The 15,478-nt window shown below is 45.2% G+C and carries 13 protein-coding genes and 5 tRNA genes; 3 read left to right on the top strand and 15 right to left on the bottom strand.

What is annotated here, in order from left to right; translation table 11 throughout:
- Positions 1–10: 10 nt before the first annotated feature.
- The 13 genes from rplA to rpsU all read right to left on the bottom strand — a co-directional run bounded on the left by rplA (position 11) and on the right by rpsU (position 5,891).
- Positions 11–700 (bottom strand): 50S ribosomal protein L1, encoded by a 690-nt coding sequence (gene rplA, locus BM367_RS08500; protein ID WP_092459789.1) that lies wholly within the window; start codon positions 698–700, stop codon positions 11–13.
- 21 nt (positions 701–721) lie between these two features.
- A complete protein-coding gene (gene rplK, locus BM367_RS08495) occupies positions 722–1,165 on the bottom strand; it encodes a 50S ribosomal protein L11 (RefSeq protein WP_092459787.1) in 444 nt (147 codons plus the stop codon).
- 97 nt (positions 1,166–1,262) lie between these two features.
- Entirely contained in the window at positions 1,263–1,829 is a 567-nt protein-coding gene (gene nusG / locus BM367_RS08490; protein WP_092459785.1) for a transcription termination/antitermination protein NusG, read from the bottom strand.
- Positions 1,829–2,023: a preprotein translocase subunit SecE gene (gene secE / locus BM367_RS08485; RefSeq protein WP_092459783.1), complete on the bottom strand. Its 195-nt coding sequence runs from the start codon at positions 2,021–2,023 to the stop codon at positions 1,829–1,831. Before secE ends, nusG begins: the two co-directional genes overlap by 1 nt.
- A 17-nt stretch (positions 2,024–2,040) precedes the next feature.
- Positions 2,041–2,116: transfer RNA gene (locus tag BM367_RS08480), tRNA-Trp, on the bottom strand.
- A gap of 84 nt (positions 2,117–2,200) precedes the next feature.
- Positions 2,201–3,388 carry an elongation factor Tu gene (gene tuf / locus BM367_RS08475; protein ID WP_092459781.1) on the bottom strand — a complete coding sequence of 396 codons (1,188 nt, stop codon included), beginning with the start codon at positions 3,386–3,388 and terminating at the stop codon, positions 2,201–2,203.
- Between the two features lie 142 nt (positions 3,389–3,530).
- A tRNA-Thr gene (locus BM367_RS08470) sits at positions 3,531–3,603 on the bottom strand.
- Between the two features lie 6 nt (positions 3,604–3,609).
- Positions 3,610–3,682: transfer RNA gene (locus BM367_RS08465), tRNA-Gly, on the bottom strand.
- 67 nt (positions 3,683–3,749) lie between these two features.
- Positions 3,750–3,832: transfer RNA gene (locus tag BM367_RS08460), tRNA-Tyr, on the bottom strand.
- 104 nt (positions 3,833–3,936) lie between these two features.
- Positions 3,937–4,010, bottom strand: a tRNA-Thr gene (locus BM367_RS08455).
- 263 nt (positions 4,011–4,273) lie between these two features.
- A complete protein-coding gene (locus tag BM367_RS08450; RefSeq protein ID WP_092459778.1) occupies positions 4,274–4,576 on the bottom strand; it encodes an HPF/RaiA family ribosome-associated protein in 303 nt (100 codons plus the stop codon).
- Between the two features lie 134 nt (positions 4,577–4,710).
- Positions 4,711–5,619, bottom strand: coding sequence for a tyrosine-type recombinase/integrase (locus BM367_RS08445; protein WP_092459776.1), 909 nt, complete (start codon positions 5,617–5,619; stop codon positions 4,711–4,713).
- Between the two features lie 71 nt (positions 5,620–5,690).
- On the bottom strand, positions 5,691–5,891 hold the full coding sequence (gene rpsU / locus BM367_RS08440) for a 30S ribosomal protein S21 (protein WP_092459774.1): 201 nt from the start codon (positions 5,889–5,891) through the stop codon (positions 5,691–5,693).
- A 79-nt stretch (positions 5,892–5,970) separates the two neighbouring features.
- Here rpsU and BM367_RS08435 point away from each other — a divergent pair, with 79 nt between their 5' ends.
- Both BM367_RS08435 and BM367_RS08430 read left to right on the top strand, forming a co-directional pair.
- Positions 5,971–6,576: a riboflavin synthase gene (locus BM367_RS08435; RefSeq protein ID WP_092459772.1), complete on the top strand. Its 606-nt coding sequence runs from the start codon at positions 5,971–5,973 to the stop codon at positions 6,574–6,576.
- Positions 6,573–7,493, top strand: coding sequence for a glycosyltransferase family 2 protein (locus BM367_RS08430; protein WP_092459770.1), 921 nt, complete (start codon positions 6,573–6,575; stop codon positions 7,491–7,493). Before BM367_RS08435 ends, BM367_RS08430 begins: the two co-directional genes overlap by 4 nt.
- Before the next feature lie 12 nt (positions 7,494–7,505).
- Here BM367_RS08430 and BM367_RS08425 read toward each other — a convergent pair whose 3' ends face one another.
- Positions 7,506–8,216, bottom strand: coding sequence for a class I SAM-dependent methyltransferase (locus BM367_RS08425; RefSeq protein ID WP_092459768.1), 711 nt, complete (start codon positions 8,214–8,216; stop codon positions 7,506–7,508).
- Between the two features lie 26 nt (positions 8,217–8,242).
- Between BM367_RS08425 and BM367_RS08420 the strand changes: the two genes are divergently transcribed.
- Positions 8,243–10,420 (top strand): glycosyltransferase family protein, encoded by a 2,178-nt coding sequence (locus BM367_RS08420; RefSeq protein ID WP_092459766.1) that lies wholly within the window; start codon positions 8,243–8,245, stop codon positions 10,418–10,420.
- Here BM367_RS08420 and porU2 read toward each other — a convergent pair.
- Complete coding sequence (gene porU2, locus BM367_RS08415) at positions 10,409–15,472, bottom strand: putative type IX secretion system sortase PorU2 (protein WP_092459764.1); 5,064 nt, start codon at positions 15,470–15,472, stop codon at positions 10,409–10,411. The genes BM367_RS08420 and porU2 overlap by 12 nt on opposite strands.
- Positions 15,473–15,478: the final 6 nt, after the last annotated feature.

Raw genomic sequence — 15,478 nt, 5'->3', positions numbered from 1 at the left:
TATGCATTAATCAGTTTAATACTGAACGCGGATCAATCTTGATTCCCGGACTCATGGTGGTAGCCATCGAGATGCTTTTGAGATAGGTTCCTTTCGCAGTAGGTGGCTTTAACCGAAGAATGGTCTGGATAAATTCATGTGCATTCTCCACTATTTTTTCCGGTGGAAAGGAAACCCTGCCGATGGATGCATGAATAATGCCGGCTTTATCTACCTTAAAGGTAATTTTGCCGCTTTTCACTTCTTTCACGGCTGCAGCTACATCCTGAGTTACCGTACCCGTTTTGGGATTGGGCATCAGGTTCCGGGGGCCAAGGATTTTACCCAGCTTCCCGATTTTGGGCATTACTGAGGGTGTGGCAATGATCACATCCACATCCGTCCAGCCGTTTTCAATCTTTTGGATATATTCATCCAGACCCACATAATCCGCACCGGCTTGTTTGGCTTCTTCTTCCTTATCGGGCGTACACAAAACCAACACTTTGCGGGTTTTGCCTGTGCCATGTGGCAGGGTTACCGATCCCCTGATAGCCTGGTCGGCCTTCTTAGGATCTACACCCAGCCGGACATGCATATCTACGGAACTATCAAAGCGCGTGGTATTGATATCTTTCAACAAAGATGCAGCTTCTGCGAGTGAGTATAATTTCGCACGATCAATTTTAGCTTCAGCAGCTTTACGTTTCTTGGTCAGCATGCGTAAGAAAGATTTAAGCTGTTAACGTTCCCAGGGGGCGGTTCCTTCAATCGTGATGCCCATGCTCCGCGCAGTGCCAGCAATCATTTTCATGGCACTTTCCAGGGTAAAGCAGTTCAGGTCGGGCATCTTATCCTGAGCAATGGCTTTTACCTGATCCCAGGTAACCTTGCCCACTTTTACCCGATTGGGTTCTTTTGAACCTGACTGTACCTTGGCTGCTTCCATAAGCTGTACTGCTGCCGGCGCAGTTTTGATGACAAAATCAAAAGATTTGTCTGCATAAACCGTGAGGACTACCGGAAGCAGTTTGCCCATTTTGTCCTGCGTACGCGCATTGAACTGCTTGCAGAACTCCATGATGTTGACCCCTTTGGAGCCCAGGGCCGGTCCGATGGGAGGGGCCGGATTTGCCTGACCACCTTTTACCTGAAGCTTTACGTAACCAATGATTTCTTTTGCCATACCGGAAGGTTTGCTTGGTGTTGCGAACAGCTAAGCCGTTCTTCCAAATTTTCAAGGGAGCGCAAAGATATGATAATTCCCGGAAATCTAAAAAAAATCAGCTGATTTTTTCTACCTGCATAAAATTCAGTTCCACCGGGGTTGCACGGCCAAAAATTTTAACGATGACCTTCAGCTTTTTCTTTTCTTCATTGATTTCTTCAATGACACCGTTGAAATCATTGAATGGTCCATCAATAATGCGCACCGTTTCTCCCACAATAAAGGGCTCACTCATGGTCACGCCCTGATCGGCGAGTTCATCAGCCTTACCCAGCATTTTGTTTACTTCTGACTTGCGCAGGGGAATAGGTTTATCTTTCCCCAGAAAATGGATGACATTCGTCATGTTGTTGATGGCACTGATGATCTCGTCGGTAAGTTTCCCTTCCACCACTTCAATCATCACATATCCGGGATAAAAATTTCTTTCCCGCATCACTTTCTTGCCCGACTGAATTTTATATACTTTTTCTACGGGTACAAATACTTGTTTGATAATATCACCCCATCCGGAGCGGCGGATTTCCAGGTCAAGATATTCCTTGACTTTTTTTTCTTTTCCGCTGATAACCCTAAGCACATACCAGCGTGTTTCTTGTGTGGGGCTGGTTACAGCATCCATTATGAGAACAGTTTATAATAGTATTGCAATACAGTACTGGATAGCAGATCCATGAGCCAGACAATCACGGTAGCCAGAATGGTTGTAGCCAGTACCACCATGGTGGAGGATTGCAATTGCTCCCACGAAGGCCAGGAGACTTTATGAACCAGCTCATGGTAGCTTTCCTGAATATAATTGGCTATCTTATTCATTGCTGAGATTTGGAAAATGGCACAGGAGGAGGGACTCGAACCCCCAGCCTACGGTTTTGGAGACCGTTGCTCTACCAATTGAGCTACACCTGTAAAGCCAAATGCCCCAACCCAATGGCGGGGCTTTTAGGAGTTTACCTGTTTGCTGAAAAAGAAAACAGGTGAGAAAGATTCATGTTACTTCAGGATTTCGGTTACCTGTCCTGCACCCACCGTACGTCCGCCTTCGCGGATAGCGAATTTAAGCCCTTTTTCCATAGCAATAGGAGCGATCAGGTGAACGGTCAGGGAAACATTATCGCCTGGCATCACCATTTCTACGCCCTGTGGCAATTCCACTTCACCGGTAACGTCAGTTGTACGGAAATAGAACTGCGGACGGTAATGGTTGAAGAACGGGGTATGCCGGCCTCCTTCTTCCTTGCTCAGCACATACACTTCACATTTGAAGTCGGTGTGCGGCGTGATGGATCCGGGCTGACAGATTACCATTCCGCGGCGGATATCTTTCTTTTCAATACCACGCAGCAGCAATCCGGCATTATCGCCAGCTTGTCCTTCTTCCAGAATTTTCTTGAACATTTCCACGCCGGTAACGGTGGTTTTCAGGGGTTCGTGGACAAATCCTACAATTTCCACGTTGTCGCCCACCTTCACCTTCCCGCGTTCAATTCTACCGGTAGCTACCGTGCCTCGACCGGTAATGGAGAATACGTCTTCAATGGACATCAGGAAAGGCTGATCGATAGGCCGGGGCGGAAGTGGGATATAATTATCTACAGCATCCATCAGTTCTTCGATGGCTTTCACCCATTTTTCTTCACCAGCCAGGGCACCGGTAGCAGATCCTTTGATAATCGGAGTGTTATCACCATCGAATCCATAGAAGTTCAGCAATTCGCGGACTTCGATCTCCACCAGTTCCAACAATTCCGGATCATCCACCAGATCCACTTTGTTCAGGAATACCACAATACGGGGCACACCCACCTGACGAGCAAGCAGCAGGTGTTCTTTGGTCTGCGGCATCGGGCCATCGGTCGCAGCTACAACCAGAATAGCGCCATCCATCTGAGCAGCACCGGTGATCATGTTCTTCACATAGTCGGCATGCCCGGGGCAATCCACGTGTGCATAGTGGCGATTGGCTGTCTGGTATTCCACATGGGCTGTGTTAATGGTAATACCTCTTTCTTTTTCTTCAGGAGCCGCATCAATTTCATCATAGCTTTTCTTTTCGGCCAGCCCTTTTTGTGATAAAACATAGGTGATGGCTGCCGTTAATGTGGTCTTCCCGTGGTCAATATGACCAATCGTACCAATGTTCACATGGGGCTTATCCCTTTTAAAGACTTCTTTTGCCATTGTGATGTGTTTTTAAAACTGTGGTGTTTGAATATTAAAAAAATAAATTTCCTGATTTCCCTCGGAATTGCAACGTTCTTGCCTATTGGCAACAGGCTTTTTCCGCTTCATCATATCCACACGGCCTATTGCTGCATTCCTGAGCTGTTGAGCAGGTTTGAACTGCCGACCTCTTCCTTACCAAGGAAGTGCTCTACCAGCTGAGCTACAACAGCTTGCTGAGCGGGAGACGAGGCTCGAACCCGCGACCTACAGCTTGGAAGGCTGTCGCTCTACCAACTGAGCTACTCCCGCATACCCCTGTCTGCTCGCAGACAGGAAAGAACTTATGCTGATCACAAGGCTTACTCACCCTCTGTCGTGGGCAGGAGAGGATTCGAACCTCTGAAGTCGTAAGACAGCGGATTTACAGTCCGCCCCATTTGACCGCTCTGGAACCTGCCCTATTCTTTGTAAGACAGCCCCTAAAAATAGCCATAATGCCGGCTTTCATCCCAACCCTCATATCAACAAACCTGTTGCCACGAGCCGACTCAGCCAGGGCTGCGAGCCAGCAGAGGGATTCGAACCCCCGACCAGCTGATTACAAATCAGCTGCTCTGGCCAACTGAGCTATGCTGGCAAATTTATTTTTTGCCTCTCAACAGACCGGCTGCCTGCCAATAGGCAGGCGTGACGCTTGGCCACAATCAGCAATAAAAAGAACAATACCCCAACTCCCTTCAAATTTGGGAATGCAAAAGTAATTGAAAAGTTTTAATTCTGAAATTTCTTGAGCAAACTTTTATCCTCTTCTTTCCCTGCAAACGAATCCGGGAGTTTTATAGCTTTCGGAATTCCGCAAAAAATAAAAAAAATCCCGCCACAAGGGCGGGAAAGTATATTTCAGGATTGATAAAGCTTCTCTTTCTGTCGTTTTATCTGCGTGAGAACCGCATCCAACGCAAGATCAAAAGATTCTTCAAATGACTTGGAGCTTTGTTTTACGAAAAATTGATGCCGGGGAATGGACACCTTAATTTCCACTACCTTATCCTTGATCTGATGCACCACATTGTCCAGTTTCAAAAAGACTTCTACATCCACAATGCGGTCATGTACATTTTCCAGCTTCGATAATTTTTTGTGTACATGATCCAGCAATTTTCTGTCGGGCTCGAAATGCACGGCCTGAATGTGTAGGTTCATAGCTTACAAGGTTTAAAAGATGAGAAAATAGAGCACCAGATACCTGTGCCGTTATCAATCTGGAAGATAAAACAATTTCCCTAAATGATCAATATGATTTTGATCAACTTGATTTTAGATTGTTGTTGACCGCTTTACCCACGGGGATGAGCCTGTTTGTGGATTTCCTTTAATTGTGCAATAGAGTTGTGCACGTACACCTGGGTGGCGGCCAGGCTGCTATGCCCAAGCAGTTCCCGGATAGCTTGCAAATCTGCCCCGGCATTGAGCAAATGCGTGGCGAAGGTGTGCCGCAAGACGTGGGGGCTGGCCTTGCTGAGCGTGCTCACCTGAGTAAGATAGCGATGGACAATCCGATAAAGATATTTGACATAAAGAGGTTTACCTTTTTCCGTCAACACCAGCCAATCTTCATATTGATCTCCAAATGCAGATTGGCGTTGTTGCTGATAGTTGAGCAGCAGTTGTTCCAATCCCGGTCCCAACGGAATAAACCGATACTTGCTCCCTTTCCCCAAAACCCGCATCCAGTGCTGCTGCCTGTCCCAATCGCTCTGTTTCAACCCCGCCAGTTCCGAAAGTCGCATGCCTGTCTGATAAAATAAGGCTAAAATGAGCCTGTGGGTAATGCCTGCAATGCCTTCCGGAAAAGCACCGGTATGAAAAAGCCTGTCAACCTCTTCCCGCTTTAAAAATGCCGGCAGGCGTTTCTGCTTTCTGGGAAGCACCACCCGCCCAAAAGGATCGTGGTCCGTCCACCCCTGCTGATGTGCATACCTGAGCCAACACCTCACTGCCGAAAGCTTTCGCCTGATGGTAGCAGCACTGGACGACCGTTCGGCCAGCTCAGCTACCCAGGAACGAACATGCATGGCACTCAACTCCCTGACTTCATGAAATGTTCCATATATGGTGAGGAAGCTGAGAAAATCTTCAATATCATGCCTGTAAGCCGTCAGGGTATGGCGAGAGTAACGCTTTTCAAAAGCCAGATGCTGCAAAAAGCGCTGTAACTGTTCTTGAATAGAAGTTTCGGGTTGCATTTCCCGAAATTACAAATTCCCGGAAGGAAATATCACGAAAAGAAGGAAGAAAAAAGATGACAAGCTGATGGCTACTTTTTTTCTATCTTGCCGGCAGCGATTTTAGCGCGGTAGATGGCACGTTGGATTTCATTTCTACGCTTTACCGACGGTTTTACGTATGCCTGCCGCTCGCGAAGTTGCTGAAGAATACGGGCCTTTTCAAATTTTTTCTTGTATTTTTTCAGGGCTTTATCAATATTTTCGCATTCTTTGGCATCGATAATCAGCATAAGGTCTCCTTTATTTTTTGGAGCTGCAAAGTTATAGTTTTCTCTGAAAATTCAATCACAACACAATACATTTTTCCTTATGTTCACAGGATTGATCCAAACAACAGGTACAGTAGCAGATGTAAAGCAGGATGGCCAGAATGCTGTTTTCGTGATTGAATCATCTATTTCCGGGGAGTTGCATCCGGATGAAAGTGTTTCCCATGATGGCGTTTGCCTAACCATTACCGAATGCACGGCCAACCAGCACATAGTGGTAGCTGTGCAGGAAACCCTGAAAAAAACCAACCTCAGACAACGCAAACCCGGCGACCTCATCAATCTGGAAAGGGCTCTCAGCCTGCAGGATCGGCTCGGTGGACATTTTGTCCAGGGACATGTGGATACGGTGGCTGTTTGTACAGAAAAAAAGGAAACAGACGGAAGCTGGGAATACTGCTTTTCCTATCCGCACAGCTTTGCAGATTATGTGATTGAAAAAGGTTCCGTGTGCATCAACGGTATCAGCCTTACCTGTTTCGATGTGAAGCCCGGGCAGTTTCGCGTGGCCATCATTCCTTACACCTATGCCCATACCAACATCCGCCTGGTTGAACCCGGCCATCAGGTAAATCTGGAGTTTGACATGCTGGGTAAATATGTGGTTGCTCTCGCCAAACAATATTTTTCTGCCTCCCATCCATGAACTCCATCTGCATCATAGTGCCCGTGTATAATGAAGCGGGAAACATCCGCCCGCTGTATGAAAGCGTCCGGCAACACTTGAGCACCCTGCCTGTCAGTACCTGGGCTTTGCTGTTTATAGACGATGGAAGCACCGACGACACATTTGAACGCATCCGGAAACTGGCCGCAAAAGACAACCGGGTGCAAGCCATTTCCTTTTCCCGGCACTTCGGCCACCAGGCTGCCCTGATGGCCGGCATCCAGGCTGCTGATGCCGACTGGCTGGTGACCATGGATGGCGATCTGCAACATCCACCCCACCTGATTGGCTCCATGATGGAACTTCTGGAGAGTGGTTACGACATTGTACATGCGCAGCAAATTGCCAGAGAAAAAGGACTGAAATCATGGTTAAGTACATGCTTTTACAAGTGCTATAATTTTTTGTCAGAAACCCCTGTTACACCTGCTGCTGCTGATTTTAAAATGTTTAACCGGAAAGTCAGGGAGGCTTTGCTTCAGTTTCATGAGAATGCCCTGTTCGTCCGCGGATTGATGCACTGGGTGGGTTTCAGAAGTACAGTGATCCCCTACGAAAAACCGCCCAGAAATAGTGGTACTACGAAATATCCTCTACACAAACAACTCCGACTAGCCTGGGATGCGCTGATTTCATTTAGCTTCCGGCCATTGCGAGTGGTATTTTTCTCAGGTTTTCTGATCGGAAGCCTGGCTTTCCTGTTTGCCATCATAGCCATTGTAAGTTATCTGTTCGGTAAAACGGTTCCCGGATGGACGTCTCTATTGCTGTGCATCCTGTTTCTGGGCAGCCTGCAGCTCATAGCCATTGGCCTGCTGGGTGAATACCTGGGAAAAGTGTATGAAGAAACGAAGAAACGGCCGCTCTACCTGATCCGGGAAACCATTAACCGGTAAACATTTCAGCTTTCAGCATGCACAGGCGCGGATCATGTATTGACCTCCCAGGGGCAACCAGGACAGCCTGGATTCTGCTTTGCACAAGGGCCTAAAAATGCGGTGCCGGGGAAAGAAAATATAGTATCGGCAGCTTTCCGCCTTCCAGCCTGCTTCACACAACAGCCGTTTTGCTTCTGAAGCCATGAGCAGCTTTACACCACGATCAAATGCACAGGTACTTACAAAATATCGGGTAAGCAGGTTGAAAGGATTGTGTTCAAAAATATAAATCCGCCCCTGTGGGCGGGCAACCCTGCGTGCCTCCTGCAAAACAGCCAGACGTTGGTCATGCCCGACATGATGCAATACGCCGGCCATAAAAATCACATCAAAACCTGCCGGATCAAAAGGCAGGTGCCGTCCATCATAATGAATGAAGGCCACACCCGGCAGCCGGCGTTCCTGTGCTACGGCAATGCTTTCTGCCGACACATCCACACCTGTTAGTTGCCAGGAAGGAAAAGATTGCTGCATGTATGCCGTACAGAGTCCGTCTCCACAACCCAGATCCAGCACGTGTTGTCCGTCATCGGATTCATAAAGGGCAAGGATTTGTATTTTTAGTCGGGCAAAATAGGCTGAATTGGCACCAGACAACCGGATATTGGCATCATGAAGATCCCTGTAATGCCTGGCAAAAGTATCGAAATCCCGCTTATCGGCTGGCAAAGGATGCTTCATGCATACAATGATAACATTTTTCTGATATGAACAAACGCTTTGCCGGCTGGTTTCCGTATGCTTTCCTGCTGATCATCGGTGCATGCATGTATGTGCCTGTGATAACCGGATTGTTTTTCCTGAAAAACGATGCAGCTGTTGCCTATTTTCCCGTGCGCCTGCAAATGAGCCAAGCTGTGCATCATGGCATCATCCCCTTCTGGTCGCCTTATTTCAATTATGGTTATCCCCTGCACGCCGATTTTACCAGCGGATTCTGGAATCCTTTGGTGTGGCTGTTTATATCCCTATTTCATTACAGCTTTTATACCCTGCATCTGGAATGGATGGGTTATGTCTGGATAGCCGCCTGGGGCATGTTCCGGCTTGGCAGGTTGTTTGGTTTTTCCCGTCTCACGGCATGTACTGTAGCCATAGCTTACGTGGGCAGCGGTTACTGGCTGGGAAGTGCCCAATGGATGAACTGGCTTTCACCCGTAGCCTGGCTGCCTTATTTGATTGCACAGGCGATACTGCTTTTTAAAACCAGACATATCTCACATGCTTTATGGCTGGCTGTTGTGTTATGGTGCTTTGTGAGCAATGCGCATCCGGACCAAATCATCTGGCTGATTTATTTCACCGTTATTTCACTGATCGGTAGCGCAATGTTTTATTCCAAAAGATGGCAGGATGATTTTTTGAATGAAGCAAAAGGTTTGCAGTTCGTCAAACTGCTGCTGGTTACAGGCGTTTGTGCAGGCTTGCTGCTTGCGGGCTTGATCCTGTCTATTTACACCGCTATTCCCTACATGTATCGGAGCAAGGCTCTTAGCATGAGTCAAATAGGCCACCCATTTTCCGTGAGCTGTTGGGTTTCATTTTTGTTTCCGCTGGTCACCACCTCACCAGATATAGGCTGGGATCAAACCGATATGGTTTTGCGAAATGCATATATCGGTAGCATTTTGTTTATTTGTGCCATTGGTTTTTTCCTGTCCATGCGCAAATTGCCTGCAGCACGTTTCTGGTTTATGCAGGGAATTTGTTTTCTGATTCTTTCTGCAGGCTGGTTGCAACATGTACCTATGCATCTTCCCCTGCTGGCTTATGTGCGGCTGCAAAGTGCATGGCGGCTGGGCGCAGTGCTTGCTTTTTGCATCAGCGGTGGATATTTTTTACATCTGATTGAACAAAATATTTCCTACCAGAAAATATTTCTTCGTGTATCCGTTGTTTTATTTGTTATTTACCTGATTGTAGCGATCGCTTGCTTCCCATCGGTAATCCATTTGCTATCCGGAATCCGTGATTTATGGAAGGGATTTCATCGGGTTGCTTTCAAACAATGGATGGAAGATATCAATCTGAAAGATAAATTCTTCATAGAAAGCATAACAGGTGTTTTCATTACTGGAATATTGCTCATCGTTTTGCGTAAAACAAAATCACCCCAAAAATGGATACGGACAATTTGCATGTTTATCATTCTGGATATTTTTATACACGTGCAATGGATGATGCCATACACGGTAGTCGGAAAATCCAGCGTAAAACAGGTGGAGCAGATTACAAAAGTTTTTCCTGATGATTATCCCATACCTCCTTTGATACCTGTACGGCAGTACGATACTTTCCCTGCATCCATCAGCCGGATGATTGGAAGCAAAAGCTATTATGATAAACGAATTGGCAGTCCCGATTATCCAAATTTTTATCCCAATCTGCTTACCAGTGTGCGATTGTTTTATCAATCAGGATATGCATCCTGTGCCGATCGTACGCCTTATGTTTTTTTGTCTCAAAAAATTTATCCGCCTGCCGATTTATCAAAAGCCTGCAGGGAGCTTGACAGCTCAGCCATTTTTTTATCCCAATCTGTTGGTAAATTTTCTTTACCGGATTCTTCGCATTTACCTGCACATCTAAAGGTAGATACTTTCCTGCCCGGGTTGATGCGCCTGTCAGTTTTCAATTCGTCAAATGTGATGCTATTGTGTAAACAAAATGATTATCCATACTGGAAAGTTTATGACAACGGTAAAAACATGTCGGTTTATCGTGCCAATATCAGTTTCATGGCTGTTTATCTGCCTGCAGGAAATCATGCAATTGAATTCCGCTATGATCCGGGTATTATCCGAATTTGCTTTTGGCTGATGTGGTGCACATGGATAATCATAAGTACAATTGCTTGGCTGAGCAGAAAAATTTCAACGCATTAAATACATTTTTCCATATCCCCTCGTAATGTAAGCATCGGCTCCTGTATGAAAAATATCCATTGTTTTGCCATGCAAAGATGCTACAACCCTGTACAGATACACGCCGTTTCCCAGTTTATTGCCATACTGATCCGTTCCATCCCATCTGAAGGTGGTTATGTTGCGGCCTACATGCAAAGGGCCGAGCTCTTCCTTGTTGATAATGCGCACAATATGTCCGGTAATGGTCATAATCTCAATTTTCAGCTGAGAAGGCACTTCCGATCCGGTAATGGTAAATACAAAAGCAGTGGAAGTAGTAAATGGATTGGGATAGTTTAATAAATGAGAAATCATCGGTTTGTTTATTACCTGAAAGGACACGCGATAAGGAGCAGTACCGCTGGCAATATCGAGGCTGTTTCGGGCTTGCACAATCAATTCATAGCTTCCATCCTGTGTAAACGATGGTGTAAACAACAATTGTACAGATGATGTTGCGGAACCGGAAATAAACCGCAACGTGTCTTGATCGAAGTGATAATCATGCAAACTTCCATCCGGAAAACGCACCTGCACCTGAAACAACGAAGTATCGTTGAGCTTCAGATAGGGATTGGCATCCTGCATGCTAATTAGAATGCGAGGTTTAGCCGATACAATGTCATTGTTCAAAATATGCACACCATCAAAGGTAACATCAAGCAAAGGATTGAAATTACCGGTTCTGACATAAAAAGGATGATAAAGAAAATTGTTGAAATGATATTGTTCGGGCTGATCCTGATCGGGATTTACGTCCAGGTATAAAACATTATTTCCCGCAAAATTGCGCGTGTCAATCTGAGTTTGTATAAGCAATGTGTCCTGTGGTGGCAGCATGCGCATACGTGGCAGGGAAATGCTATGTATATTTTTCTGCTGATCGGTAATGGTCATTTTGATTTTCATGCTATCAGCAAATGTGGTAAAGCTTACATTCTTAAATGCTAACTTCATTTGCAACGGGTCTCCTGCAATCAGGCTATCCTGCGATTGATAAAATAAATTGGGTGCAATAGCGCCTTCCGGACATTCATCGTAGTACACCCGCCAATAATCCAATTGTGCCGGTGTCGCATAGGTAGTGTCTGTATCATGCAACTCCAGCTGAAGATAAGGATAAGTATGAGCAGAAACAAAAGATATGCTGGTATCCGTAGGAGCATGCGGAATCAACAATACACGATTATCCGCTGTGTCAATACCCCAAACCTGAAGATCAGTTTGATCGGCCTTCGTGGGATCTATATCATGCACTTTCCAATGCAAACTCTTCCAGCTCAGTGCAGGCCCGATAAGTGGAGAAACAATGCTGCCGGATGTAGCACGCACATGCACGGGAATAGATGCCGTCAGATGTTCACTGGCTGAAGTTCCTACCCATTGCATGACAGAGGAAGGATCTCCCTTCCGGAAAAAGAAAATAAAAGGAATGTTGCGGTAAAATGAATCAATATCTGTCATACCAAGTACACGTAGTTTATGATAGAGTGACTGACCGGATCCCAATATGGTTGTATCTTTCATCCAGTCCTGAATAAAACTGTTGTTGGCTATCCACCCCAGATTGGTAATTGATACCCACATACCATCAGGAATGCTGTCAATAAAATGCATCGCATTGATACGGTAAGCCGATTGTGCGTAAGGAAATTCAAAAAAGTTGCGTGTAGGAAAATCACAGATGGCATAACTCCCGAATCTCCCGCCAGATCCAACATTGTAATTCACCCAGGGTTGAAAAGTAAGGGAATCATACACCATAAACTGCAGGGAACTATATTTACATCCATAGTGTTCAAGCCTGTCCTGATCCAGAAAAACATCAATTTGATCCTGCACATAGTAGGGATACAATCCTGTTTGAATCGTAAGTGTTTTAGGTGTATCCAGAAATGCAAACATGCGGTTGTTATTCAAGTTGATTCCCTGATAGGCATTGTTCAGGTATTGAAAATAATGCGACTGATTCCATCCTTTTCCGCTACCAGGCATGTAAATAAAGGAATGCATACTCCAGATAGGCTGTCCGCCATTTTGCTGATTGGGTTGTGTGGCCACCCTCCAGTAATATACTTTACCCGGCATCAATGATATACCGGGATCAAATGTCAGCAATCCACCTTTACTTATCAGCTGCATTTGCTTCAGCAAAGGGCTGTTAAACAATGCTGTGGTATCAATCTCAAACAAATAGGTACTCACAGGCGCCATGGGATCATCGGTAGATGCATAAAAATGAAATACAGATGTATCTAGTATGGCAAAATCATACGGATATACGGCATGTACCTGATTGCTGAAGATATACACATCTTTCTCGGCTGTATTATTTGTTTCCGAAATTTCTGATATGTGTTGATCATCATCAATAGACACAATAAAACGATTTAATCCCGCATCGGTTAATGGCCGAATGGGTATCTGAAGCTGAATGGAATCCGCATAATATGGTGCCGGACGTTTTCTGCGATACATCACGCTATCCACACCCGATGGATAAATTCTTCTGATGCTAACCCAAATAGAATCTTTAACAGCCCGTCCGAGATTCACATATTGCACATGTAGTGAAAATGAATGATCGGCGAGGGAAATAATATCAGGGCTAAAATTGATTTGATTGGGTTCTATATCATAATCCGGAAGTGCAGGGCCAAACATGTGCAGGGCCGGATCGCCATCCAGATTCATTTGCTCAGCATTGCAGGCATAGAGAAAATTACCAGGAAATGTCTGTTCAACAGATTGCACCACCTGTTGCATCATATGGCCCAATGATGCACCATATAAGTTTTTTGATACATTCAGATAAAAACGACGGTTATAATCATTCAACATATCCGTAATTCCTACATAGGTATTGGCAATAAAAGCAATGGCACCTGCATTGGGTGCAAGCAAATATTCTTCGCTCAGCATCATCTGATTCTGCAGGCGCAGGGTGTCCACCACGAATATGTTGCCTGCACTGCATCCACTGGCTATAAACACCGGATATTTCCCCTGGTTTTGAAGAGACGACGGATCATCCAGGTTGTAACCAAGCGTATTGGCTGAAGAATGGCCAAAAAAGTTGACAAGCGATAAACCTCTTGCAAACATCGTATCCACAATTTTTCCGCTTTTCACTACCGGATCCGTACTGAATTTGGATACCGTTACGACATTCGCACCAAAATTTGTATCCTGAATAATCTGATTATATCCTTGAAAATAAGCTGACAACAACTGATACAACGATGCATCATCAGCACCCATGATATTCATCACATTCTTATGCCAGGCTGATTGCGCATAACTTGCATTGGAAGGTGTTATGGTTAAATTCGATTCGTATGTTTTCACCTTATCCAAATAATTCATCAACTCCTGATTATTGATTACGGATATTCGGCCAATGGGAATGCGAGGAGCTATGCTATTACCCCAGGCTGCCAGCAACATATCTGATCCCGGAAAGCCAAAGGTGGGGATCAGAGCGATATGTTGTACTGATGTCAGCTGCTGAAGATTCCTGTATGCATCATACGTAATTCCTTTACCAATCAATAACACATAAGCTGGCTGAATTGCAAAATGATCATACGCATATTGCAGAAAAGAACGAATACTTAATGGTGAATAGGAAATACCATAGGCAAACTGATCTTCCAACTGATCAATAGAAATAATTTCCACCCGATAATTTCCGCCGGCAGGTGAGGAACGATAAGTAGCATATTGTTGTACTGCATTGCCATTGTCAAGAATATAAGGATGGGTGATAATCAAATAATTACCCTGCATGGCAGGATCTGCATAATTGATAAATACCCTTTTTTGCAGGGAATGGATGTATTGAATATTGGCTGGCAGGCTTTCATTCACCAGTATCAGATCACGTGGATTGCTCGCAGGAGGAAGCAAATAACGAATCACTCCACTCATAGCTGTATCAGCTATCCATCGCTGACCATTGGCTGCGTCATACAACACCGGTGCCATACCTGAACGATTAAACTGACTGATGACCAGATACTGAGGCTGATTGCTCGCCGGAAGCTGAAAATGAAAATAGCTTGCATTCTGAAACGAAAAACTATGCGGATAACTGAATGTAATATCGCCAGTTACAATCCGGTCGGTACCAACAGTACTTTCATTTACCACACTGATTGCCACATTATTGCCCAGTGTGGAAGAATTAATATGGCTGATTTGAAGATGTGCAACCTGAAAATGATTTATCACCGTGTCAGTCAATGCTATTCCCTGGAGCTTTATCTGCACACGTCTGCTGTTGGGAGCTGCCCCAGCCAGATTTACATATAGCTGAGCAGGCGGACCACCTGCATACACATTCAGATTATTCAGGTTGATGGAAAACGTAGTGGATGGGTAAATATATCCACTGGAAAAACCTTCACCAGCATCAAAACTGCTGGCATAAATATATTCGCCAGATACAACCTGAGCATAACCGGGATTGATCTGTGTACGGGGATAATAGCCAGTGGTGTACCAGAAATAAGACAAAGGTGGCGGCGGAAATAAACCAATGGTATTGCTTAATGTAACATATCGGGCGTTTACGGCATTTCTGTCGAAAGTTAAATAATAGGCCGATGAATCTGTAAACAAACTATAATGCGTGGATAACTGATCAGAAGCCTGCCGGTAAAGCAGGCTATCCGCTGTTCCGTCATTGGGTGTTCCGATAAATTCCAGATAATCGCCAGGTTGCAGTGTATCCGTTTTTGATGCAATGAACAAAGGAATCTGCCGGCCCTGATGCCACAACTGAAAAGCATGAGCCGGAACTGTATCCAATCCCACCTGAGCAAGCACCGCATAAGGAATGCGATAAATGCCTTCCTGTGCAACTTTAAACTTGTAATATGTTTTCCGGTAATCAATCCATTCGTTTCCGTAAAGCTGTGCTTTTACCGGCAATACAATTCCCATACATCCGCAAATAAACATGAGATAGCTGCTGATCTTCAGCATCACGATACGCAGAAAACCGGAGTTGTAACGGATTGCTCTCATGCAAAA

Source organism: Thermoflavifilum thermophilum (genome assembly GCF_900116565.1).
Classification (GTDB): Bacteria; Bacteroidota; Bacteroidia; order Chitinophagales; family Chitinophagaceae; genus Thermoflavifilum; species Thermoflavifilum thermophilum.
Note: the sequence above shows the minus strand (reverse complement) of the source record. Positions and strands in the feature narration are given on the sequence as shown.